The 22,718-nt window shown below is 70.3% G+C and carries 19 protein-coding genes; 8 read left to right on the top strand and 11 right to left on the bottom strand.

Annotation, left to right across the window (positions count from 1 at the left end):
* The 4 genes from ACEN96_RS25975 to ACEN96_RS25960 all read right to left on the bottom strand — a co-directional run bounded on the left by ACEN96_RS25975 (position 1) and on the right by ACEN96_RS25960 (position 3,557).
* Entirely contained in the window at positions 1–510 is a 510-nt protein-coding gene (locus ACEN96_RS25975; RefSeq protein WP_495585903.1) for a CreA family protein, read from the bottom strand.
* The gene (locus tag ACEN96_RS25970) at positions 503–1,693 is read right to left on the bottom strand and encodes an acyltransferase family protein (protein ID WP_495585902.1); all 1,191 of its coding nucleotides are present in this window, start codon (positions 1,691–1,693) and stop codon (positions 503–505) included. The genes ACEN96_RS25975 and ACEN96_RS25970 overlap by 8 nt, the downstream gene beginning before the upstream one ends.
* A 545-nt stretch (positions 1,694–2,238) precedes the next feature.
* Positions 2,239–2,586, bottom strand: coding sequence for an antibiotic biosynthesis monooxygenase family protein (locus ACEN96_RS25965; protein WP_495585901.1), 348 nt, complete (start codon positions 2,584–2,586; stop codon positions 2,239–2,241).
* Positions 2,583–3,557: a cytochrome P450 family protein gene (locus ACEN96_RS25960; protein WP_495585900.1), complete on the bottom strand. Its 975-nt coding sequence runs from the start codon at positions 3,555–3,557 to the stop codon at positions 2,583–2,585. Before ACEN96_RS25960 ends, ACEN96_RS25965 begins: the two co-directional genes overlap by 4 nt.
* Before the next feature lie 78 nt (positions 3,558–3,635).
* Here ACEN96_RS25960 and ACEN96_RS25955 point away from each other — a divergent pair, with 78 nt between their 5' ends.
* The 3 genes from ACEN96_RS25955 to ACEN96_RS25945 all read left to right on the top strand — a co-directional run bounded on the left by ACEN96_RS25955 (position 3,636) and on the right by ACEN96_RS25945 (position 6,420).
* Positions 3,636–4,340 carry an ArsR/SmtB family transcription factor gene (locus ACEN96_RS25955; protein WP_495588689.1) on the top strand — a complete coding sequence of 235 codons (705 nt, stop codon included), beginning with the start codon at positions 3,636–3,638 and terminating at the stop codon, positions 4,338–4,340.
* A complete protein-coding gene (locus ACEN96_RS25950) occupies positions 4,337–5,134 on the top strand; it encodes a DUF72 domain-containing protein (protein WP_495585899.1) in 798 nt (265 codons plus the stop codon). The genes ACEN96_RS25955 and ACEN96_RS25950 overlap by 4 nt, the downstream gene beginning before the upstream one ends.
* An 83-nt stretch (positions 5,135–5,217) precedes the next feature.
* The gene (locus ACEN96_RS25945) at positions 5,218–6,420 is read left to right on the top strand and encodes a GGDEF domain-containing protein (protein WP_495585898.1); all 1,203 of its coding nucleotides are present in this window, start codon (positions 5,218–5,220) and stop codon (positions 6,418–6,420) included.
* A gap of 18 nt (positions 6,421–6,438) precedes the next feature.
* Here ACEN96_RS25945 and ACEN96_RS25940 read toward each other — a convergent pair whose 3' ends face one another.
* Positions 6,439–7,044, bottom strand: a complete 606-nt coding sequence (locus tag ACEN96_RS25940) for a YdeI/OmpD-associated family protein (RefSeq protein ID WP_495585897.1) — start codon at positions 7,042–7,044, stop codon at positions 6,439–6,441.
* Positions 7,045–7,102: 58 nt separating this feature from the next.
* Here ACEN96_RS25940 and ACEN96_RS25935 point away from each other — a divergent pair, with 58 nt between their 5' ends.
* Complete coding sequence (locus ACEN96_RS25935; protein WP_495585896.1) at positions 7,103–8,218, top strand: calcium:cation antiporter; 1,116 nt, start codon at positions 7,103–7,105, stop codon at positions 8,216–8,218.
* A gap of 112 nt (positions 8,219–8,330) precedes the next feature.
* Here the strand turns inward: ACEN96_RS25935 and ACEN96_RS25930 are convergent, their stop codons facing one another.
* The 5 genes from ACEN96_RS25930 to ACEN96_RS25910 all read right to left on the bottom strand — a co-directional run bounded on the left by ACEN96_RS25930 (position 8,331) and on the right by ACEN96_RS25910 (position 17,382).
* Positions 8,331–9,521 carry a serine hydrolase domain-containing protein gene (locus tag ACEN96_RS25930; protein WP_495585895.1) on the bottom strand — a complete coding sequence of 397 codons (1,191 nt, stop codon included), beginning with the start codon at positions 9,519–9,521 and terminating at the stop codon, positions 8,331–8,333.
* A complete protein-coding gene (locus ACEN96_RS25925; protein ID WP_495585894.1) occupies positions 9,518–11,047 on the bottom strand; it encodes a methyl-accepting chemotaxis protein in 1,530 nt (509 codons plus the stop codon). Before ACEN96_RS25925 ends, ACEN96_RS25930 begins: the two co-directional genes overlap by 4 nt.
* A 122-nt stretch (positions 11,048–11,169) precedes the next feature.
* A complete protein-coding gene (locus tag ACEN96_RS25920) occupies positions 11,170–12,714 on the bottom strand; it encodes a methyl-accepting chemotaxis protein (RefSeq protein WP_495585893.1) in 1,545 nt (514 codons plus the stop codon).
* A 134-nt stretch (positions 12,715–12,848) separates the two neighbouring features.
* The gene (gene icmF / locus ACEN96_RS25915) at positions 12,849–16,139 is read right to left on the bottom strand and encodes a fused isobutyryl-CoA mutase/GTPase IcmF (RefSeq protein WP_495585892.1); all 3,291 of its coding nucleotides are present in this window, start codon (positions 16,137–16,139) and stop codon (positions 12,849–12,851) included.
* 205 nt (positions 16,140–16,344) lie between these two features.
* A complete protein-coding gene (locus tag ACEN96_RS25910; protein ID WP_495585891.1) occupies positions 16,345–17,382 on the bottom strand; it encodes a hypothetical protein in 1,038 nt (345 codons plus the stop codon).
* Positions 17,383–17,521: 139 nt separating this feature from the next.
* Between ACEN96_RS25910 and ACEN96_RS25905 the strand changes: the two genes are divergently transcribed.
* Positions 17,522–18,151: an ANTAR domain-containing response regulator gene (locus ACEN96_RS25905; protein ID WP_495585890.1), complete on the top strand. Its 630-nt coding sequence runs from the start codon at positions 17,522–17,524 to the stop codon at positions 18,149–18,151.
* Between the two features lie 67 nt (positions 18,152–18,218).
* On the opposite strand, the gene ACEN96_RS25900 is transcribed toward ACEN96_RS25905, so the two are convergent.
* The gene (locus tag ACEN96_RS25900; RefSeq protein ID WP_495585889.1) at positions 18,219–19,211 is read right to left on the bottom strand and encodes a PEP-CTERM sorting domain-containing protein; all 993 of its coding nucleotides are present in this window, start codon (positions 19,209–19,211) and stop codon (positions 18,219–18,221) included.
* Between the two features lie 314 nt (positions 19,212–19,525).
* Between ACEN96_RS25900 and ACEN96_RS25895 the strand changes: the two genes are divergently transcribed.
* The 3 genes from ACEN96_RS25895 to ACEN96_RS25885 are packed head-to-tail and all read left to right on the top strand — an operon-like array spanning position 19,526 to position 22,398.
* Complete coding sequence (locus ACEN96_RS25895) at positions 19,526–20,749, top strand: CmpA/NrtA family ABC transporter substrate-binding protein (protein ID WP_495585888.1); 1,224 nt, start codon at positions 19,526–19,528, stop codon at positions 20,747–20,749.
* The gene (gene ntrB, locus ACEN96_RS25890; protein WP_495585887.1) at positions 20,746–21,543 is read left to right on the top strand and encodes a nitrate ABC transporter permease; all 798 of its coding nucleotides are present in this window, start codon (positions 20,746–20,748) and stop codon (positions 21,541–21,543) included. Before ACEN96_RS25895 ends, ntrB begins: the two co-directional genes overlap by 4 nt.
* Positions 21,544–21,594: 51 nt before the next feature.
* On the top strand, positions 21,595–22,398 hold the full coding sequence (locus tag ACEN96_RS25885; protein ID WP_495585886.1) for an ABC transporter ATP-binding protein: 804 nt from the start codon (positions 21,595–21,597) through the stop codon (positions 22,396–22,398).
* The last annotated feature ends 320 nt before the right edge of the window (positions 22,399–22,718 follow it).

Here is a 22,718-nt window from a genome sequence, read left to right as displayed (position 1 = left end):
TCACCTCACCGGAATCACCGTCCCCCGATCCACCGGCACCGCGGTGACGCTGTTCTGCGGCGAGCCCTCGATGACGCGATCGGAGTAGGTGAGGTAGACCAGCGTGTTGCGCTTCGCGTCGACCATGCGGACCACGCGCAGCCGCTTGAATACCAGCGAGGAGCGCTCCGAGAACACCTCCTCCTGCTTCGGCAGCGCCTTCGGGAAGCTGATCGGACCCACCGCGCGGCAGGCGATCGAGGCCTCCGACTTGTCCTCGGCCAGGCCGAGACCGCCCTTGATCCCGCCGGTCTTCGCGCGCGAGACGTAGCAGGTCACGCCCTGCACGCCGGGATCGTCGTACGCGTCGACGACGATCTTGTGGTTCGGACCGATGAACTTGAAGACCGTGCTGACATCGCCGATCTCATCGGCGCTCGCGCCCATGCACGCGGAGGCAGTGAGCGCGAGCGCGGCGGTGGCGAAGGACAGGGCCGCGAGACGGCGGCGGGACGGACGGACGCTAGGCATGCTGAGGGCTCCTTTGGGCCGCCGTTGTAGCACGCGCCGCGGCGTCGAATTGCGACGGGATCCAGCGGTCCCGCAGATCCAGGAACGGCCGCTCCACCAACCGGTACAGCAGCCATCCGCCGAGCAGGCAGGCGGCGGCGATGACCGCGGCGGTCCCGCCCGAAGTCCGGGCCAGGCCGAGCGCCGTCAGCGGCTTGGCCAGCGCGTAGGCGATCGGCTTGTGCGTGAGGTACAGCGCGTAGGACCAGCGTGCGAGCGCGTTCGCGCCGGGCCACGCCACCCGCGACATCGGTCCGCGCGGCGCGAGCGCCGCCAGCACCATCGCGCCGAAGCTCCATGCCAACGCGCTGTAGCCCCAGCTGCTCATCGCATGACCGTAGCCGTAGTCGTCGACGTAATAGAAGTGCAGCATCAGGGTCAGCATGCCGAGACACGCGACGGTGCCGACCGCCAGCAGCGTCCTCGCGCGCTGCATCAGCGCCGTCCACGCGGCGGGATGGCCATGCTTGAGCAGCGCGATCGCGACGCCGGGCAGGAATTCGTCGAGCCGTGAGAGGCTGCCGTAGTACAGCTGCGGGTAGTAGCCGATCGTTGGATCCTGCGTGCCGTACAGCCGCCAGAGGTGGTCGCGCCATGCGATCGCCGCGAGCGTCAGCACGCCGATCAGCGACCACGCGAGCGCGCGGCGATGGCGCTTCAGCGCCGCGCCGAGCATCAACGCGGCCGGCAGCGCGAGGTAGAACTGCTCCTCGACACACAGCGACCAGGCATGCGAGAACGCCGTGCCCGGCGTGAGCCCGATGTTCTGCGTGAAGGTCAGGAAGCGCCACAGCGGCGGCGGCTCGCGGCCGCCGAGGACCTGCGGGAAGAGCCAGTACAGCGCCAGCACGACATAGAAGTTGGGCAGCGTGCGCAGCAGGCGGCGGCCGTAGAAGCGCGGCAGCGACAACTGGCCGCCGCGTTGGAAGCCGCTCATCAGCTGATTGGCGATCAGGTAGCCGCTCAGGACGAAGAACAGGTCGACGCCCGTCCAGCCGATCTGGCTCAGCCAGCCGAAGGTGGGACGGCCGCTGACGAAGGCCTGGTAGTGATAGGCGAAGACCAGCAGGATCGCGGCGGCGCGCAACGCGTCCAGGCCGTGCAGGCGAGCGGGAACCGAGGCGGGCAGGGCGGGGGAGGACATGCGGGAGGTCCGGCCTCGAGGCCGTGTTGTGAGAGGCGGCCGCGATTGTCAGCGTGCGGCGGAATGCGAGGCGCATCGTCCGATGAAATGGGCTTGCGCGCGATGAGCGCCGGACTGGCGGCGCGTTACGGGCGTTACGGGGTTGCCTTACTGCGGCGGACGCTGGCCCTCACCCCTACCCTCTCCCGCAAGCGGGCGAGGGGGTAATACCGGCCAGCGTTTTTCTTACACCCTCTCCCGCGAAGTGGGAGAGCAACCGTGTCAAGCGCTGCTGCTGACCAACTCCCTCGCCCCCCGCGAGGGGGGAGAGGGCAGGGGAGAGGGGGTGCTTCGAAGGGCAGCAGCGCTGTGGCACGAGCCCCCTCTCCCCTCCCTCTCCCCGCTGGGGCGAGGGTGTAGGAACGAGCGAGCGCTGCCGGCAAGAACTCCCTCGCCCCCCGCGAGGGGGGAGAGGGAAGGGGAGAGGGGGTGCTTCGGAGGGCAGCAGCGCTGGACACGGCTGTTCTCCCGCAAGCGGGCGAGGGGGAGAGAAGAGAAAGGGCGCCTCAGGCGCGATGCCGTTCGCGGCTGTCCGATGGCGCCTGCTCGCGCTCGGTCATGCCGTAGTCGCGCAGCACCGACGCGACGCGCAGCCGGTAGTCGGCGAAGACGCCGCCGCGCCCTTCCGATTGCGCCGCGCGGTGCGCCTCCAGGCGGCGCCATGCGCGCACCGCCTCCTCGTCGCGCCAGAACGAGAGCGACAGCAGCTTCGTCGGATCGGTCAGGCTCTGGAACCGCTCGATGCTGAGGAAGCCGTCGATCTCCTGCAGCAATGGCTTGAGTTCGGCGGCGAGTTCCAGGTAGCGGTCACGCCCGTCGGCGCTGGGCGTGACTTCGAAGATGACGGCGATCATGGGCGGGACTCCTCGTCCGGTTGGTCTTGAAATTGGGGAATGTCCATGTTGGGCAACGCCAGCGGCTCCGCGGGCGACGGCCAGCGCAGGCCGTCCTGTTCACCGAGCCAGACCAGCGCCGCATGGGCGCTCGACAGGGCCAGGCCTTGCCCGGGGCAGCGATGCGGCCCCTCACCGAATGGATGATCCGTGCCCGACAGCGGCACCGTCACCGGCAGCGGCGGTGTCTGGCGGCAGTCGAAGCGCCGGGTGAGCCGGACGGCGCCGCCCTCACGCGCCAGGCGCAGCAGATCCTCGCGCGCCGGCACGTGGCCCGACCTCCGCATCTCGAGCAACGCATGACCGAGCAACGCCGCGCCCGCCTCATGGCTCTGCCAGATCAGGCCCAGCCGGTTGGCGGTGAACGCCACGCGGTCGGTCCAGCGCGACGGCGCGGCGTGGCGCAGCAGCGTCCATTGCAGCGGCGCGTCGGGCGCCCGGCGCTCGGCATCGTCGAGCCCATCCAGCAACGCGGCGACCGCCTCGCCCCCGGCGAGGACGGTCTCGCCATCGGCTTGCGCGCCCAGCCCCGCCGCCATCGCGCGCAGGCCCAGGTGCAAGCGGCGCTGAGCGTCGACGCCCTCGATGACGAGCCCCAGCAGGCTCGCGACCGTCGCCGCCGGCACCGCCCAGTGCCAGTGGGCCCAGCCCCCTTGCATCGCGATCGCGGCCTGACGCCGCGCATGCGCGCGGATGTCGTCCTCCGACAGCGCCAGCAGCGCGCGCGTCAGCGCGGCCTTCTCCGGCGCATGGGCGGCATCGTCCCGCTGCCGCAGCCAGCGCGCGAAGACCTCGGCCAGCGGGCCGCCGTGCTCGCGCAGGGGCGCGGGAAGCGGCTCGCCGGGCGGCCGCATGCGCAGATCAGGATCGAGCAGCGGCGGCATCGCCGGCGCGGCGGCGTCCTGCCGCGAATGGAAGGGACAAGCGCTCATGGTGGGGGCCGGTTCGGTGGTCATGTGGGGATCTTCGCGATGGATCGCCGGGAACGCTTCGCTTAGCATCGAAACATGATTGACGTCCCCACCGCCGACGAGGCGCTGGCCCACATCGCGGCCAGCATGGCCGAGCCGGTCCGCGCCCGCATGCTGTGCTGCCTGATGGACGGCCACGCGCGCACGGCCACCGAGCTGGCCGCCGTCGGCGAGGTCGCCGCCTCGACCGCCAGCGCGCATCTGGCCAAGCTGCTCGGACAGGGACTGGTCGGCTGCATGGCCCAAGGCAAGCACCGCTACTACCGGCTCGCCGGGCCCGAGGTGGGCCAGGCGCTCGAGGCGATGCTGGTCCTGGCCGGGCTGCCGAGGCCGCGCTTCGAGCCCAGCACGCCGCCCGCGCTGCGCCAGGCGCGCCGCTGCTACGACCACCTCGCCGGCCATTGGGGCGTGCGGCTGCACGACCTCGCGCTGGGCCGCCACTGGATGGCGCCCGATCCCGAGGAGACCCGCGGCTACCGCTTCACCGGCGAGGGCCTGGACGCGCTGCGCGCGCTTGGCGTCGATGTCGCGGCCGCCACCGGCGCGCGCCGGCGCCGGCTGGCCTGCGCCTGCATGGACTGGAGCGAGCGCCGCCCGCACCTGGGCGGCGCGCTGGGCGCGGCCTGGCTGCAGGCGATGCTGGCGCAGGGCTGGCTCGACCCCGATCCCGACAGCCGCGCGCTGCGCGTCACGCGCCGCGGGCAGACCCGTCTCGAACGACTGATGGAGGACACGACGACATGAGCACCTCGATCCACGTGGGCATCGGCGGCTGGAACTTTGAACCCTGGCGCGAGACCTTCTATCCGAAGGACCTGCCGGCCTCGCGCGAGTTGGAATACGCCAGCCGCAAGCTGACCGCCATCGAGGTCAACGGCACCTACTACTCGACCTTCAAGCCGGCGACCTTCGCCAAGTGGCGCGACACGGCGCCCGAAGACTTCGTCTTCTCGCTCAAGGCCAACCGCTTCACGACCAACCGCCGCGTGCTGGCCGAGGCCGGCGAGTCGGTCTCCCGCTTCATCGACAGCGGCGTCGCGGAACTGGGCCCGAAGCTCGGCCCCATCGTCTGGCAGTTCGCGCCGACCAAGCGCTTCGACGCGGCCGATTTCGGCGCCTTCCTGAAGCTGCTGCCGGCGCAGTCGGGCGGCGTCGCGCTGCGGCACGCGCTCGACGTCCGGCACGAGAGCTTCCGCAGCCCCGAGTTCCTCGCGATGGCGCGCGATCACGGCGCCGGCGTGGTCTTCACCGAATCGGACGACTATCCGCCCATCCCCGATGTCACCGCGGATTTCGTCTACACCCGCGTGATGCGGACCCGCTCCGAGCTCGTGACCGGCGTCACGGAGGACGAGCTCGACGGCATCGCCGCGAGCGCGAGCCGCTGGCAGTCGGGCGGGCAGCCGGATCGCCTGCCGCTGGTCGAGGCCGACCGCGCGCCGCCCAGGCAGCCGCGCGACGTGTTCGTCTTCTTCATCAGCGGCGCCAAGGAGCGCGCGCCCGCCGCGGCGATGGCGCTGATCGAGCGGCTCAGCTGAGCGGGCTTGACGCGGCGTTCACGCCGCGGCCGGTGTGAGACAGGGGGTAGGCGCGGCGGCGCCGATCACTACACTGTCTCGCCATGGCGTCCATCCACATTCCCACGCTGATGCTGGCGCTGCTGAGCGGGTTCGCGATGCTCGGCGTGCAGCTGTGGGCCGCGCAGCGCAGCCGGCTGCGCTACCTGGACCTGGGGGTGTGGACCTGGGGCTCGTGGACGCTGCTGGCCGGCTTCACGATGCTGACCGCTCGGGTCTTCATCCCGGTGTGGGTGTCGGCGCTGCTGGGCAACGGATTGATCGCGCTGGGCCTGGTGTTCTACGACGAGGCCATCCACCGCCATGTGCTGGGCCGCTCGCTGCCGCGCTGGCTGTGGTGGGGCGCGCCCGCGGCCGCCTGGGCCCTCACCGCCTGGATGCTCAACTGGCCGCTGGCCTTGCGCACCAGCGCGATCTCGCTGGTCTTCGCGCTGCTGCTGTGCCCCTCCATCCTCGTGCTGGCCGGACCCGGCTGGCGCGGCGAGTCCTCGCTGCGGGCCGTCGGCGTGACGCTGGTCGCCGCGGCGGCGAGCCTGGTGCTGCGCAGCGTCCATGCGCTCACCCATCCCGAGGAGTACCAGAACTTGATGCAGAGCAGCCTCGGCCAGGGGCTCACCTTCCTGTTCAGCTTCATCTGCCTGATCGGCGCGGGCTTCGGCTTCGTGCTCGCGAATTTCGAGCGCATCGCGCGGCGCATGGAGGAGATGGCCTCCACCGATGGCCTCACCGGCTGCCTCAACCGGATGACGGCGGACGCGCTGCTGCGCCATGAGCTCGAGCGCGGCCGCCGCGAAGGCACGCCGCTGGCCTTCGTGCTGCTCGACCTGGACCACTTCAAGGACGTCAACGACTGTCACGGTCACCACGCCGGCGACGACGCGCTGCGCGCCTTCGCCGCGGAGGTGCGATCGCGCCTGCGCGGGTCCGACGTGGTGGGCCGCTGGGGCGGCGAGGAGTTCGGTCTGATCCTGCCCGCGACGGATGGCGTCGGGGCGATGCGGCTGGTCGACCAGATCCGCGAGGCGGTGGCGACGCTGAGCCTGTGCGACGGCGACGGCCGGGCCTTCAGCCTGACGGTCTCGGCCGGCATCGCGGTGGCGGAGCCCGGCGGCAAGGTCAGCGCGGACCACCTCTTCATGCGTGCCGATCGCGCGCTCTATCGCGCGAAGGACGGCGGCCGCAACAACGTGCAGGTGCACGACAGCGAATGGCCTCGCGGCGTGGACCTGGGCGGGGCGAAGCTCTGACGGAGCCGGCGGGCGGCCTCAGCAGTTCTCGTACTTCCAGTTCCGGCGCTTGCCTTCGGCCATCCATTCCACGGCCTGCTCGAGGCGGCGGGCACGCGTCTCGGGCTTCCTGGCCTCGACGATCCAGTCGATGTACTCGCGCCTTTGTCCCGGCGGGAAGGCCTCGAAGGTCTTGCGCGCGGCCGCATTGGCCTTGAGCGCGGCGGCGAGATCATCCGGCGTCTCGGGCGGCGGCCTGGGCGCCGAGGGACGGGCGGGCCGGGCCTTCACGCCGGTCTCGATCAAGGTCATCGCGCGCTTGAGGATGGCCTTCTGCTCGGCCTTGGGCGGCAGGTCCTTGACCGAGGTGAGCCGGCCGAAGTCGCCCATCGCGCCACCCTTCGCGTGGTCCGCGCCGACGGCCGCTTCGCCGTGCCAGAAGCCGATCGAGCAGTGCGCCTTGAACGCGGCCATGCCGGTCAGGATGCGGTCGCGGTAGGTGAAGTTGGGGAAGCCCCATTTGATGGTCTCGACGACCTCGGGGCAGTGCGCGTGCACGGTCGCGCGCCAATGGCGCAGCAGCTCCTGCGCGAACGGGGCGGCGCGCTCGATGTAGGCGTCGACGCGGGGATCGAGGGTGGGCATGGGCGCGAGCCTAGCGATTCCCCGGCCATTCGACCATCGTGGTCTATGCTCGGTCCCCATGCGCGCCAAGACCTCGACCTCCCTGTTCGCCCGCCTGCCCGCGGCCCTGCCGATCTGGACCCTTCTCGCGCCGCTGGCCGCGATCCTGGCCTTGCTGGGATTGACGGCGGGCGGCAATTCGACGCTGGTGCTGGCGGTGGTCAGCGCGCTGCTGATCGCGGCGGTGCTCGCGGCGGTGCATCACGCGGAGGTGGTCGCGCATCGCGTCGGGGAGCCCTACGGCTCGCTGGTGCTCGCGGTGGCGGTCACCATCATCGAGGTGGCGCTGATCGTGTCGCTGATGCTCGCCGGCGGCGAGGCCACCAATGCGCTGGCGCGCGACACGGTGTTCTCCGCGATCATGATCGTCTGCAATGGCGTGCTGGGCCTGTGCATCCTGGTCGGCGGCTGGAAGCACCAGGAGCTGGCCTTCCGCGTCGAAGGCACCAGCCCGACGCTCGCGGTGCTGGCCGCGCTGTCGGTGCTGACGCTGGTGCTGCCGGCCTTCACGACGAGCTCGCCGGGGCCGACCTTCACCACCGCGCAGCTGCTGTTCGCGGGCGGCGTGTCGCTGGTGCTGTATGGCGCCTTCGTGTTCGTGCAGGCGGTGCGGCATCGCGACTATTTCCTGCCGGTGGCCGGTCTCGATGACCAGGACACCCATGCCGCGCCGCCGAGCTGGCGCGTCGCGGGCGTGAGCCTGGCGCTGCTGCTGGTGTGCCTGGTGGGGGTGGTGGGCCTGGCCAAGCTGCTGGCGCCGACGATCGAGCGCGGCGTGCATGCGATCGGGGCGCCGCCCTCGCTGGTCGGCGTGATCGTGGCGATGCTGGTGCTGCTGCCGGAGACGGTGGCGGCGGTGCGCGCGGCGCTGCACAACCGGCTGCAGACCAGCCTGAATCTCGCGCTGGGCTCGGGCTTGGCGAGCATCGGCCTGACGATCCCGACGGTGGCGGTGCTGTCACCGCTGTTCCCGCACTCGCTGGTGCTGGGACTGACGCCGCTGAGCATGGTGCTGCTGTTCCTGACCTTCATCGTCGGCGGACTGACGCTGGGCGGCGGTCGCGCGACGGTGCTGCAGGGCGCCGTGCACATGGTGGTGTTCATCGTGTTCCTGTTCCTGGCGGTGATTCCCTGACGGGCACCAGCGTTCGCGCCGAGCAGAGGAGGGCCACCTGGGGTGGCCCTTCTTCATTGGGAGCGGCGCCTGTCGCCAGACGATGGACGGGGCAGGGGCCAGCCGTGCCGATTCAGCGAGGCCAGCCTGCGGCTTTTTCCCCATACTCCCATGTCCACGGCGCGCCCGTGTCCCCGAGCACGCGTCGCACGATGGCGGGATAGAGCCGCTCCGCCATCACGTCGTTGGACAGCAGCACGACGCAGGCGCGGCGGCGTTCGATGCAGACCATCGTGTTGCCCGTCTGGTCGTCGTGTCCGCCCTTGAAGAAGGCATGTCCCTGCGGGCCATCGAAGACCACGACGCCCAGCCCGGCCGCCAGGTCCGGCCGTCTCTTCGCCGCCGGCAGCTCGTCCTGGAATGACGGGAACTGCGAGGCCGTCGTGATCGGCGCCTGCGCGCGGACCATCTCCGCGCGGCTCTTCGGCGACAGCCCGTCGCCGCGCGCGAGTCCCGCGGCGAAGCGCGCCATGTCCTCGATCGTCGTGTCCATCGACCCCGCCACGCGCACGCGGCTGCGCTCGTCGTGCGGGAGCCAGCGGCGCTCCTCGGTCACGCCGTCCGCGAGGTTGCCCGCGAAGTCCGCGCGCCATTTCATGCCCGTCATCGTCATGCCGAAGCGGTCGAACACCCGGCGCCGCATCTCCTTCCCGAGATCCAGCTTCAGCCGTCCTTGCTCGAGCACGAACTGCAGCAGGATCAGCCCCTCGCCGGAGTACGCGTAGCGCGTCCCCGGATCGAAATGGAAGCGCAGCTTGCGATCCGGCTCCAGGAAGGCGAAGTTGGCCAGCCCGCTGCGATGCGACAGCAGGATCCGCGGCGTCAACGCGCGCCAGCGTTCGTCGCCGAGCAGGTCAGGCCAGGGCCCGTAGGCCGTGTTCCTGGGATAGTCGGGCAGGGGCCGTTCGAGCAGCGTCGCGATCGATGCGTCCAGGTCGACGAGTCCCTCGTCGACCAGCTGCATCACGGTGTAGGCGAACACCGTCTTTGTCAGCGAGGCGCCATACATGACGGTGCCGGTCTGCAGCGCCTGCCCATCGGCATTGCGATGGCCGTAGCTGTGCACGGCCCGGATTTCTCCCGCCTCGATGACCGCCAACGCGAGTCCCTTCACCTCGCCGCGGCTGACCGCGTCGCGGATCAGCGCCTGCGCGCCATCGAGGCCGACTGAGGTCTCCACTGCCGCAGACCCCGCGCAACCGGCCATCATCGCCACGGCCGCCACGATCGCCGCGGCCAGCAGCGCGCCGAGCCGGGCCCTCATGCCGCGAGCCGGAAGGCGCTGACCAGCGCGTTCAACTGCTCCGCCTGCGACTGCAGACTCCCCGCCGCCGCGGCCGATTCCTCGACCAGCGCCGCGTTCTGCTGCGTCATCTCGTCGAGCCGCTGCACCGCCACGTTGACCTGGCCGATGCCGTCCTTCTGCTCGGCCGCCGCCGTCGCGATCTCGCCGACGATCTCGGCCACGCGGCGCACGCCCTGCACGATCTCGCCCATCGCCTCGCCCGCGTGCTGCACCAGCCGCGTGCCGGTGTTCACCCGGGTGACGCTCTCGCCGATCAGCGCCTTGATCTCCTTGGCGGCGCCCGCCGAGCGCTGCGCCAGCGCCCGCACCTCGCCCGCGACCACGGCGAATCCGCGCCCCTGCTCTCCGGCGCGCGCCGCCTCCACCGCCGCATTGAGCGCCAGGATGTTGGTCTGGAAGGCGATGCCATCGATGACGCCGATGATGTCGCTGATGCGCCGCGAGCTCGACTCGATCTGCTGCATCACCTGGACGACCTCGCCGACGACGCTGCCGCCCTTGGAGGCCGAGGCGCTGGTCGCGCTCACCAGCGCGTTGGCCTGCTGCGCCGAGCTCGCCGTGTGCGCCACGGTGCCGGTCAGCTCCTCCATCGACGAGGCGGTCTGCTGCAGGTTCGACGCGGTGGCCTCGGTGCGGGCCGACAGGTCGTGGTTGCCGGTCGCGATCTCGCGCGTCGCGACGTTGATCGTCTCGGTGCCGTCCCGCACCTGCCGCACCATGCGCCGCAGCGAGTCCTGCATCGTGCTGAGCTCGCGCAGCAGCACGCCGATCTCGTCGCTGCGGTCGATGTCGATGTCCTGGCTGAGGTCGCCGCTGGCGATGGTCTGCGCCACCGCGCCGGCCCGCACCATCGGCGCGCGCACCGAGTGCGTGATCCGCCACGCGATGAAGATCCCCAGCGCGACCGCCAGCCCCGTCAGCGCCAGCATCAGCGTCGCGGCCTCGCTGGCCTGCTGCCGCTGGCGCGCCGCGAAGGCGTCGGTGTCCTCGCCGATCAGCGTCACCAGCTTCTCGACCGAGCCCAGGTAGCCCGTCGCGGCGGGGACAAGCACCTGGTCCACCTGCTTCCCGGCGGCCTCGGGATCGGCCTTGAGCGCCGCCAGCACGCGCTTGCGCAGGTCGACGTAGCGCTGGCGCTCGGCGGCGATCACCGGCAACTGCGCCTTCTGCTCGGGATCGTCGATCACCTTCTCGAGCTCGGCCTGCAGGCCGTTGATGCGCTCGGTGGTGCGCGCCATCTCGCCCGACAGGTAGCCGCTCAGCCCTTCGTGGCCGCCGGACTTGGCCAGCGCCAGCACCCGGTTGAGGTTGAGCTCGGTCGCGGCCCGCCAGTTCGTCGCCATCAGCCGGCGCTGCTGGAGCGTGTCCAGCTGCTCGCCCAGCCGCACCATCTCGCGCAGCTTCAGCACGCCCACGCCGGTCATCAGGGCCGCCATCGCGAGCACCGCCGCGAAGCCGACCTGAAGCAGGGTGGTGATCTTCATTCGGTTCAGCATCTGCAGCACGGCGGACTCCCGTCGACGAGGGTGCGGTCGATTATGGGAGGGCCCCCCGGACGCGGCAAGGCGCGCAGCATCCGGGCCCCTCGGGTCGGGGGACCCGGCGTTCAGGCCAGGCGGAAGACGCGCACCAGCTCGGCCAGCTCCTTGGCCTGCTGCTGCAGGCTGTCGGCGGCGGCGCTGCTTTCCTCGACCAGCGCGGCGTTCTGCTGCGTGACCTGATCGAGCTGCGTCACCGCCTGCCCGATCTGCTGGATGCCGCGCGACTGCTCGTGGCTGGCGGACGCGATCTCGCCAATCAGCGTGCTCACCTGCCGGACCTGCTCGACGATGCCCTGCATCGCCGAGCCGGCCTCGTCCGCGAGCCCCGAGCCCGACTGCACCTGTTCGACGCTGCGGCCGATCAGCGCCTTGATCTCGCGTGCCGCCTGGGCCGAGCGCTGCGCCAGCGCCCGCACCTCCGACGCGACGACCGCGAAGCCCTTGCCCTGCTCGCCGGCGCGGGCCGCCTCGACCGCGGCATTGAGCGCCAGGATGTTGGTCTGGAAGGCGATGCCGTCGATGACGCCGATGATGTCGGCGATCTGGCGCGACGAGGTGCTGATGTCCTGCATCGTGCGCACCACCTGCTGGACCACGCCGCCCCCCTGGCCGGCGGCCTCGGCGGCGCGCGTCGCCAGCTGATCGGCCTGGCCGGCGGTGGAGGCGTTGTTCTGCACCGTGCTCGACAGCTCCTCCATCGATGCCGCCGTCTGCTGCAGGCTGCTGGCCTGCTCTTCGGTGCGCTGGCTCAGGTCGAGGCTTCCGGTGGCGATCTCGCTGGAGCCGGTGGCAATGCTCTCGCTGCTGTTGCGCACGCGGCTGACGATGTCGCGCAGCGAGCCCGACATCGCGCCGAGCGCGGCGATCAGCCGCGCGGCCTCGTCCTGCCCAGCCGTGGCATCGCGGGTGCGCAGGTCCCCTTGCGCGACGGCCTCGGCGAACTGCACCGCTTCATGCATCGGCGCGGTGATCGAGCGGGTCGTGAGGAGGCCGGCGGCCAGCGCGAGGACCGTCGCGGCGGCGGCGGCGGCCAGGCTCCAGGCGCGCACGGACGACGCGGTCGACTCGGCGGAGCGGTAGGACTCGTCGGCGACGCGCACCTGCAGCGCCAGGAGGGCGTCGATCGCGGTCTTGGCCTGGGCGCCGAGCGTCGTGATGCGTTCACCGTAGAGGGCCTGCGCCCGGGCGAGGTCGCCGCCGCGGACCGCGTCGCGCGCCGCCAGCAGGCCCTGCCTCACATAGTTGCCGCGGATCTCGGCGAAGTCGGCGGCCAGCTGCCGCTCCTCGTCGGTGAGGGAGGTGGCCATGTAGTCCTTCCACAGCCCGGTGATCGTCGCGATGTTGGCCTGCAGCTGCGGATCGAGCGCCGGCAACTGCGCCGGGTCGCGGATCATCTCGGTCACCAGGAGGCGGTTGCGCAGCATCAGGCTGTCGATGTCGCCGATCTGCTTGAGCGGAAGGGTGCGGTCCTCATAGAGCGTCTTGAGCTCGGCGAAGACGCGGCCGCTGCCGGTGATGCCCAGCGCCGAGACGGCGAGGATCAGCAGCAGCATCAGCCCGAAGGCCAGCGACAGGCGCTTGCCGGTGGTGAACTGGCGCAGGAAGGTCATGACGGTCTCCCGGGGTGTCTTCAGTGGGACATTCCTGAGGCCGATTGCACGATGCGTGCCACTGCGCGCGGTATCCCATGCCTGAGGGACGCGGGTCCGGACAGGTGCGGCGATCCTTCACGCCGCCGCGCGTGTCACATGCTGCGCCGGTACTGCCCGCCGACCTCGAACAGCGCCGCCGTGATCTGCCCCAGCGAGCACACGCGCACCGCGTCCATCAGCACCTCGAAGACGTTGCCGTTGTCGATCACCGCCTGCTGCAGCCGCTTGAGCATCGCCGGCGCCTCGGCGGCATGGCGCGCGTGGAAGTCGCCCAGCCGCGTCAGCTGGCCCTGCTTCTCCTCCTCGGTCGAGCGCGCCAGCTCGATGTGCTCGGGCACCGGGTCGCCATGCGGGTTGCGGAAGGTGTTCACGCCGATGATGGGGTACTCGCCGGTGTGCTTCAGCATCTCGTAGTGCAGCGACTCCTCCTGGATCTTGCTGCGCTGGTAGCCGGTCTCCATCGCGCCCAGCACGCCGCCGCGCTCGGCGATGCGCTCGAACTCGGTCAGCACCGCCTCCTCGACCAGCTCGGTCAGCTCGTCGATGATGAAGGCGCCCTGGCTCGGGTTCTCGTTCTTGGCCAGGCCCCATTCGCGATTGATGATCAGCTGGATCGCCATCGCGCGGCGCACCGATTCCTCGGTCGGCGTGGTGATCGCCTCGTCATAGGCATTGGTGTGCAGCGAGTTGCAGTTGTCGTAGATCGCGATCAGCGCCTGCAGCGTCGTGCGGATGTCGTTGAACGCGATCTCCTGCGCGTGCAGCGAGCGGCCCGAGGTCTGGACGTGGTACTTCAGCTTCTGGCTGCGCTCGTTGGCGCCGTACTTGTCGCGCATCGCCACAGCCCAGATGCGGCGCGCCACGCGGCCCAGCACGGTGTACTCCGGGTCCATGCCGTTGCTGAAGAAGAAGCTCAGGTTGGGCGCGAAGTCGTCGATGTGCATGCCGCGCGCCAGATACGCCTCCACGAAGGTGAAGCCGTTGGACAGCGTGAACGCGAGCTGCGAGATCGGGTTCGCGCCCGCCTCGGCGATGTGGTAGCCGCTGATGGACACCGAATAGAAGTTGCGCACGTCGTGGTTGACGAAGTACTGCGCGATGTCGCCCATCACCTTGAGCGAGAACTCGGTCGAGAAGATGCAGGTGTTCTGGCCCTGGTCCTCCTTGAGGATGTCGGCCTGCACCGTGCCGCGCACGTTGGCCAGCACCCAGGCGCGGATCTTGGCGGCCTCGTCGGCGGTGGGCTCGCGGCCGTTGTCGGCCTTGAACCGGGCCAGCTGCTGGTCGATGGCGGTGTTCATGAACATCGCCAGGATCGAGGGCGCCGGCCCGTTGATCGTCATCGACACCGAGGTCGTCGGGTTGCACAGGTCGAAGCCGTCGTACAGGACCTTCATGTCGTCCAGCGTCGCGATGCTGACGCCGGAGTTGCCGACCTTGCCGTAGATGTCGGGCCGCGGCGCGGGATCGGCGCCGTAGAGCGTGACCGAGTCGAAGGCCGTCGACAGCCGCTTGGCCGGCATGCCCTCGGAGACCAGCTTGAAGCGCCGGTTGGTGCGGAAGGCGTCGCCCTCGCCGGCGAACATGCGGGTGGGGTCCTCGCCCTCGCGCTTGAACGCGAACACGCCGGCCGTGTACGGGAAGCTGCCCGGCACGTTCTCCAGCATCAGCCACTTCAGCAGCTCGCCCTGGTCCTCGTACGGCGGCAGCGCGACCTTGCGGATCTTGGTGCCGGACAGCGAGGTCGACACCAGCGCGGTGCGGATCTCCTTGTCGCGGATCTTCACGACGTACTCGTCGCCGGCGTAGGCCTTCTGCATGTCGGGCCACTGCGCCAGCAGCTGGCGCGCGTCGGCGTCGAGCCGGGCCTGGCGCGAGGCGGCCAGCGCCTGGAGCGCGGCGACGTCCGCGGACGCATCGGACTGGCCCAGCATCGCGGCGCTGGCGCTGAGCTGCTGGATCTCGCGGGCCAGCCGCGCCTGCGCGCGGGCGCGCTTCTTGTAGGCGCGGACGGTGTCGCCGATCTCGGCCAGATAACGCGCGCGCGCCGGCGGCACGATCGGTGTCTGGTGGGTGCTGAAGCGCGTCGCGGCGACCGGCAGGCGGCCCACGCCGTCCTGCAGGCTCAGGCCCAGCTCCGCCAGACGCGGCTTCAGCGCCTGGTACAGCGCGGTGACGCCGTCGTCGTTGAAGCGGCTGGCCATCGTGCCGAAGACCGGCATGTCCTCGGCCTTCCTGCCCCAGGCCTCCTTGTTGCGCTGCACCTGCTTGGCGACGTCGCGCCAGGCGTCGGCCGCGCCCTTGCGGTCGAACTTGTTGATCGCCACGAACTCCGCGAAGTCCAGCATGTCGATCTTCTCGAGCTGGCTGGCGGCGCCGAACTCCGGCGTCATCACGTACATCGGCACGTCCACGTGCGGCACGATCGCGGCGTCCCCCTGGCCGATGCCGGAGGTCTCGACGATGACGAGATCGAAGCCCGCGACCTTGGCCGCGGCGATCACGTCGGGCAGCGCCTGGGAGATCTCGGAGCCGAAGTCGCGCGTCGCCAGCGAGCGCATGTACACGCGCTGGCCCGCGGCCCAGGGCGCGATGGCGTTCATGCGGATGCGGTCGCCGAGCAGCGCGCCGCCGCTCTTGCGGCGCGACGGGTCGATCGAGATCACCGCGATGCGCAGCGCGTCGTCCTGGTCCAGGCGCAGGCGGCGGATGAGTTCGTCGGTCAGCGAGGACTTGCCGGCGCCGCCCGTGCCGGTGATGCCGAGCACCGGCGTGCGCAGCTCACGCGCCGCGCCGCGCAGCGACTGGGTGAAGGCGGCGTCGGCGCGGCCGTTCTCCAGCGCGGTGACCGCCTGCGCGAGCGCGCGCCAGGCGGCTTCCGAATGGCCCTGCAGCGCGGCGATGGCCGTGGGCGCGGCGGCGCTGAGGTCCTGGTCGCAGCGCATGACCATCTCGCCGATCATGCCCATCAGGCCCATGCGCTGGCCGTCCTCGGGGCTGAAGATGCGCACGCCGTGGTCGGCCAGGTCGCGGATCTCGGCCGGCACGATCACGCCGCCGCCGCCGCCGAAGACCTGGATCCTCTCGCCGCCACGCTGGCGCAGCAGCTCGACCATGTACTTGAAGTATTCGACGTGGCCGCCCTGGTAGGAACTGACCGCGATGCCCTGCGCGTCCTCCTGCAGCGCGGCGGTCACGACCTCGTCCACCGAGCGGTTGTGCCCCAGGTGGATGACCTCCGCGCCCATGCTCTGCAGGATGCGCCGCATGATGTTGATCGCCGCGTCGTGCCCGTCGAACAGGCTGGCGGCGGTCACGAAGCGGACCTTCTGGGTGGGGCGGTACTCGGCCAGGGCCTTGTACTCGGCGGACATCTCGGTCATGACGGCAGTCTCCAGCGCGGCGCCGTCGGCCTCGGGCCGCGGACGGTCTTGTTCTGGTTGAGGGCTCGCGATCCGATTGGATCGGGAATCTGCGCCGGATTCTAGGGGTCGATTGACGTTAACGTAAACGGGAGAAGTCTGCCGGGTGGGGCAATCGGACGGCAGGCCGCGCGCCGTGGCGCGCGGGGTTGTCGATGCGTGCGGGTTAACCCTCGGAGCCGGGGCCGCGGCGCCTGATCGCGACACCGACCAGCAGCAGGCCGCCGGCCATGAGGGCCCAGGTGCCGGGCTCGGCAACGACGGCGGCGGCGGCGAACGACTGCCGATAGTCCAGGCCGCCGTTGCCCAGGACGGTGTAGCCGGCGACCAGATTGCCGTCGGCGTCCTGCACGCCGGTGACGCCGTCCCAGTAGAGGCTGCGGGACAGATCGATCCAGGAGGTGGCGCTGGCGGTGAAGGGCGTGTTGCTGTTGTCGCTCGTCACGGCGGTCAGGACGCTGGCGGAGATCGCCAGATCGAGATGGATCGGCTGGCCGAAGACGAACTGGATCGAGACGTCCTGCATGCCGGGGCCCCCCCGCGGCGGTTGGGACATGCCCGTGTGGCCGTTGCGGTTGGTTTCCAGCAGGAAGTACTCCAGGTGAGCCACGTCGGTCCGCGGCGGTGGCACCGGGTCGGTCGGATCGGGCGGCAGGTGCGGCACGCCGTCCGCCTGGATGAGGGCGTCGGCCCGCCATGTGGTGTCGGCGGCGTAGAGGCCGAATTCCCCGGGCGGTTGGCCGAGTCGTCCGGAGCGGTCGGTGACGGCGTCATAAAAGACGCGGAAGCTCATCCAGCCCAGCGTGCCCGCGGTGCAGGTCGGGCAGCCGACGACCAGGGTGTCGCTCAGCGAGCTCGTCACTTCCGCGCGGATGCCGGCGCCTTGCAGCGCGCTCTGCGTGGACACCGCGGCATCGGCGCGCAGGGCGGCCTGCAGGTGGCCGTTGCTGGCGCTGCTCCAGCCGTGCACGGCCGCGGTCGTGAACAGGGCGCCGTCGCGGAACTCGCTCGAGTCGTCGAGCCGCAGGCGTTGCCCCGCCGCGGCCGGCCCGCCTTGCTGGCCGGCCCGGTCCGGCGTGCCCGAGACGCTCAACTGGTAGCTGTAGCCGGTGGTGAAGTCCGCCGCCCTCACCGGAAGCGCCCCCATCAGGCCGGCGAGGGTGGCGGCGGCAACGAACGCGGACCCTGAATGGGATGTCGGCATGTCGGACTCCTCGAAGCCGCACGCGGGACGGCCCGCTTCAACAGTAGCCGGTGCGATGAGACGCCGCCGCCCCTGGAAAGGACGACCTCAGGCATGCCGCGTGCGTTGGCGGGGCACGGAACTTGCGGTCCGCGCTCGTGTGAATCGCCCGCCCGCCCCCGCCGCCAGCCCGGAGCCACGCGCCCCGGCGGGTCTGCGCGTGCTCGTCATCGACGACGGCGCGCATCGGGTGGACCTGCTCCGCGACGAGCTCGTGCGTCAGGGATACGAGGTGGTGGGCGTCGTCGAGCAGGCGCCCCTGATCCACGACTGCGTGCTGCGCCTGCAGCCGGACGTCGTGATCGTCGACGCCGAGTCGCCGACGCGCGACACGCTGGAGAACCTCGCCACGCTGTCCGCGAAGATGCCGCGACCGGTGGTCGTCTTCGCCGAGGACGAGGACCGCGGCACGATGCGCCGCGCGATCCAGGCGGGCGTCAGCGCCTATGTCGTCGCGGGACTGCAGGCGCAGCGCCTGGCACCGGTGCTTCACATGGCGATCGCGCGTTTCGAGCAGGACCTCGCCTTGCGGACGGAGCTCAGCCACGCGCAGGCGCAACTGGCCTCGCGCAAGCTCGTCGACAGGGCCAAGGGCATCCTGATGCGCGAGCAGGCCCTGGACGAGGCGCAGGCCTACCAGCGGCTGCGCAAGCTGGCCATGGACCGCGGCGAGCCGATCGCGCAGGTGGCGCAGCGCGTCATCGACGCGCACGAACTGCTGCGCAGCTGAATGCACCGCCGCGGCGCGTGGACGCCACAGGACGGTGCGTGCCGGCGCGCCCGCTGCATGGGTCGCTTCAAGCGCGTCGGCGCCGCCCGATGAGCGCCAGCGCGGCCACTCCACCGAGCATCAGCGCCCAGGTGCCGGGCTCGGGGACGACCGCGGCCGCCAGCGCGTAGTTGTAGCCATCGGCACTCAGCGCGGAGATGTTTCCCACCGGGTTGTTGTCCAGGTCGGTGACGTAGACGCCGCCGAAGGTGATGTTGTCGATCTGGTTGGACATGGCGAGCGCCCAGGCGTCGGTCTGGCCGCTCGTGCCGGATCCGACTGCGGCCGTCACCCGGGAACTCAGATGGAGGCCGAAGGTGACGGGCTCGCCATACACGAACTGGAACATGAAGGCGCCGTCGTCGCGGATTTCCCAGGCCGAATGGGTGCCGTTGCTCTGGATGTCGTACATGACGTACGAGGAGCCGGCCTGGTCCTGGCGAGGTTCGCCCCAGGGCGGGGGTGGGACGCCGGAGCTCGTCGCGCCGTTGGCGGTGTAGTAGTTCATCGCCGTCGTCTCGTAGGCGCCTTCCGGCCGTCCGGACCAGGGACTGAAACCGCCGGTCGAGATGTACTGGCCGATGTTGCCGCCCACGGAGAGACCGGCCCAGGCGACGGTGCCGTTGACGCAGGTCGGGCAGGTGATGACGAAGGTATCCGTCAACGAGATCGAGGAGGTCACTTCGACATAGGCCGACCGCTCGAACTCGACGGTGTTGAGGAACACGCTGGCCGATGCGAAGTTGGACAGGCCGGTCCGGCTCCCCCGGCTCCAGCCTGTCGCCGTGGCCAGGAGTGAGCCCGACGAGTTGTCCGTGACCGTCAGGCTCGCCGAGTCCAGTTGTCCCGAGGCGAGCGTGCCGGAGCGGCTGATCGGTCCGGCGACCGGCGTGGCCGCCCCGTCCCGATAGATCGCGGCCTGCTTGCCGCTTGTGATCTCCAGCGCCAAGGCCTGCCCGGAAAGGCCGACGGCGAGCACGGCGGCGGCCAGCGGCCGCGCGTTACGGGGACATGGATGCATGGAGATCTCCCTTGCCGCGGCGTTCACGGCGGCTTCACGGAAGGTAGTCGACGCCGGACGCGAGCGCCGCCCCTTGAAACCGCTTCCGCGGGCACACCGCGTGCACGGCGCTGGCACGCTTCCTGCGTTTGGAACGGCAAGCCCTCGCAACGGCGTGAGGGCCGCCCCAGAAAGGTTCGGACAAAGGCGTCCGATCGCACCCGCGCACCGCGCCGGGTCGATCGTGGCGCCTTTTTCTTTTGGTCGGTTCATTGGAGGGCGCGCAGGCCGCGTCGTGGAGGTCTTGAATGCAACACGGTTCGAAGGAGGGTCTGATGAGCGCTGAGCGTCGCAAGCTGCTCGCCACGGGCGCCGCGCTGGGCGGCTTGTCCGCGCTGCCTGGCGGCGGGGCCTATGCCGCGGGTTCGGACAAGCCGGAGAAGGAGGAAGTGCGCATCGGCTTCATCCCGCTCACCGACTGCGCGTCGGTGGTGATGGCCGCGGCGCTGGGCTTCGACCGGAAATACGGCATCAGGATCGTGCCCACCAAGGAGGCCTCCTGGGCCGGGGTGCGCGACAAGCTCGTCAACGGCGAGCTGGACATGGCGCATGTCCTGTACGGCCTGGTCTATGGCGTGCACCTCGGCGTGGCCGGTCCCAAGAAGGACATGGCGGTGCTGATGACCCTCAACAACAACGGGCAGGCGATCACGCTGTCGAAGAAGCTGGCCGAGGCGGGCGCCGTCGACGCGGCGTCGCTGGCCCGCGTGATGAAGAAGGAGCAGCGCGACTACACCTTCGCGCAGACCTTCCCGACCGGCACGCATGCGATGTGGCTCTACTACTGGCTGGCCGCGGCGGGCGTGAACCCGATGAAGGACGCCAAGGTCATCACCGTGCCGCCGCCGCAGATGGTGGCCAACATGCGGGTGGGCAACATGGATGGCTTCTGCGTCGGCGAGCCCTGGAACCACCGCGCGATCATCGACGGCATCGGCATCACCGCGGCCACGACGCAGGACATCTGGAAGGACCATCCGGAGAAGGTGCTGGGCACCACCGGCGACTTCGTCAGGAAGTACCCCAACACGGCGCGGGCCGTGATCATGGCGGTGCTCGAGGCCGGCCGCTGGATCGATGCCAGCCTGTCCAACAAGCAGAAGATGGCCGAGACGATCGCCGACAAGGCCTACGTCAACACCAGCGTGGACGCGATCAACCAGCGCATCCTGGGCCGCTACCAGAACGGCCTGGGCCGGAGCTGGGACGATCCCAACTACATGAAGTTCTTCAACGACGGCCAGGTCAACTTCCCCTGGCTGTCCGACGGCATGTGGTTCCTCACGCAGCACAAGCGCTGGGGCCTGATCAAGGAGCATCCCGACTACCTGGGCGTCGCGCGCCAGGTCAACCAGGTCGAGCTCTACAGGCAGGCCGCGGCGGCGCTGGGCGTGTCCGTGCCCAAGGAGCCGATGCGGTCGGCGAAGCTCTTCGACGGCATCGTGTGGGACGGCAAGGATCCGGCGAAGTACGCCGACGCCTTCAAGGTCCGCGCATGAGCCGCCCGCCCGTTGAGCGCGGGACGCGCGAGTCCCTCTGGATGCGCCTGCTGCCGCCGGCGCTCGGGCTCGGCCTGCTGTGGCTGGTCTGGTTCGTCGCGACGCTCAAGGGCGGGGCGTTCCCGACGCCGGGCGAGACCTGGCAGGCCGCGGTCAAGCTGTTCGCCCATCCCTTCTATCGCAATGGACCCAACGACCAGGGCATCGGCTGGAACGTGCTGAACTCGCTGCAGCGGGTGGGACTGGGGTTCGGGCTCGCCGCGATGGTCGGCATTCCGATGGGGTTCATCATCGGGCGCTTCGAATTCGCGAGCCGCATGCTGTCGCCGCTGATCAGCCTGCTCAAGCCGGTCTCGCCGCTGGCCTGGCTGCCGATCGGGCTGCTGGTGTTCAAGAGCGCGAATCCGGCCGCGATCTGGACCATCTTCATCTGCTCGATCTGGCCGATGGTGGTGAACACCGCGGTCGGCGTGCAGCGCGTGCCGCAGGACTACCTCAACGTCGCGCGCGTGCTGCGCCTCTCGGAGTGGAAGCTGGTCACGCGCATCCTGTTCCCGGCGGTGCTGCCCTATCTGCTCACCGGCGTGCGGCTGTCGGTGGGCACGGCCTGGCTGGTGATCGTCGCGGCCGAGATGCTGACCGGCGGCGTCGGCATCGGCTTCTGGGTCTGGGACGAGTGGAACAACCTCAACGTGCGCCACATCCTGATCGCGATCTTCGTGATCGGCCTGGTCGGACTGCTGCTCGAGGCGGCCTTGATGGCGCTCGCGCGGCGCTTCTCCTTCGATGACTGACCGGACCGATCCCATGCCCAGCCCTTTCCCGCGAATTGCCAGGAGTCCGCGATGAGCCGACCCTTCATCCGCGTCCAGCGGACCGACATGCTGTTCCCGGCCCGGCAGGGCTGGTTCCACGCGCTGCGCGACATCGACCTGGACATCGCCCAGGGTGAGTTCGTGACGCTGATCGGCCATTCGGGCTGCGGCAAGTCGACGCTGCTGAACCTGATCGCCGGCCTGTTGCTGCCCTCCGGCGGCGGGTTGCTCTGCGACGGCCGGGAGATCGACGGCCCGGGGCCGGACCGCGCGGTCGTGTTCCAGAACCACTCGCTGCTGCCGTGGCTGACCTGCTTCGACAATGTGCTGCTCGCGGTCGAGTCGGTCTTCGGCCGCCGGGAACTGCGTCCGCGACTGATGGCGCGGACGGAGGAGGCGCTCTATCTGGTCGGCATGGGGCATGCGATGTTCAAGCGGCCGCATGAGATCTCCGGCGGCATGAAGCAGCGCGTGGGGATCGCCCGGGCGCTGGCCATGGCGCCGAAGGTGCTGCTGATGGACGAGCCCTTCGGCGCGCTGGATGCGCTGACGCGCGCCCATCTGCAGGACGAGCTGCTGAAGATCGTCGCGGCGACGAAGAGCACGGTGGTGATGGTCACGCACGATGTGGATGAGGCGGTGCTGCTGTCGGATCGCATCGTGATGATGACCAACGGACCGGCTGCGACGATCGGGGAGATCCTGCCCGTGACGCTGCCGCGGCCGCGCGATCGCGTGGCGCTCGCCGAGGACCCTGCGTACGTGCATGCGCGCAAGGCGGTGATCGACTTCCTCTACACGCGGCACCGCCATGCGGAGGCAAAGGCGGCCTGACGGCGCTGGCACTCACGCCTCCCTCTCCCACTTCGCGGGAGAGGGTGTTCGACCGAGCATCGCCGATGCAACACCCCTGTCCCGCAAGCGGGCGAGGTGCCCGCACTTGCCTTGCGCAAAGAACTCCCTCGCCCCCCGCGAGGGGGGAGAGGGCGGGGGAGAGGGGGTGCTTCGAAGGGCAGCAGCGCTGTGGCACGAGCCCCCTCTCCCCTCCCTCTCCCCGCTGGGGCGAGGGGGTTTACTACGACGTCCGGCTCTTACCCCCTCGCCCGCTTGCGGGAGGGAGGGGTGTGGGCTAGTGCCTTCGCAGGTCACCAGCT

It is taken from the genome of Roseateles sp. Mitsp63 (assembly GCF_059491535.1).
Note: the sequence above shows the minus strand (reverse complement) of the source record. Positions and strands in the feature narration are given on the sequence as shown.